Source organism: Mesorhizobium sp. M4B.F.Ca.ET.017.02.2.1 (assembly GCF_003998955.1).
In the GTDB taxonomy this organism is placed as follows: domain Bacteria; phylum Pseudomonadota; class Alphaproteobacteria; order Rhizobiales; family Rhizobiaceae; genus Mesorhizobium; species Mesorhizobium abyssinicae.
Genome location: NZ_RZOF01000677.1, coordinates 1 through 719, shown reverse-complemented (window position 1 = coordinate 719; position 719 = coordinate 1). Strand labels below are relative to the sequence as shown.

The following is a 719-nucleotide window of genomic DNA, read 5'->3' as shown; positions in this document are numbered from 1 at the left end:
GCAGCGTTTCGAGCCCGATCGCGCCGGCAGCGGCGTCGGCGAAGGGGAGGCGCTTGGTGTCGACGTCCTGCGGATCGTGCGAGGAAACTATGATGTCGACGGTACCGTCCTTCACGGCCTCGATCATCGCCAGCCGATCCTCCTCGGCGCGCAGCGGCGGCGTCAGCCGGAAGAAGGTTCGGTATTCGCCGACGTCGTTCTCGTTGAGCGACAGATTGTGGATGGCGACGCCGGCCGTGACATTGGCGCCGTCGGCTTTCGCCCGGCTCACCGCATTGGCCGCCATCGCCGTCGATATCTTGGCCGCGTGATAGGCGCCGCGCGTCAGCCGCGCCAGGGCGAGGTCACGCTCCAGCGGGATCGATTCCGCCTCGCGCGGAATGCCGGCAAGGCCGAGCCAGCTGGCATAGAGGCCCTCATTCATCACGCCGGCCGAGGCGAGGTCGGCGTCCTGCGTTTCATGCGCGATGACGCCGCCGAAATCGCGGGCATAGGTCAGCGCCCGGCGCATCACCAGGGAGTTGCCGATGGTGTGGCGCCCGTCGGTGAAGGCGACGGCGCCGGCCTCGCGCAGCAAGCCGAACTCGGTCATCTCGCGGCCGTCGAGCCCCTTGGTGATCGCCGCCGCCGGGAAGATGTTGACGCTGGCCGTATCCTTGGCGGTGCGCAGCACGAATTCGACCAGCGCGACATTGTCGATCACCGGATCGGTGTCGGGC

At 68.2% G+C, this 719-nt stretch carries 1 pseudogene; it reads right to left on the bottom strand.

Annotation, left to right across the window (positions count from 1 at the left end):
• A pseudogene (locus EN738_RS34795) lies at positions 1–719 on the bottom strand (dihydroorotase); the annotation flags it as partial.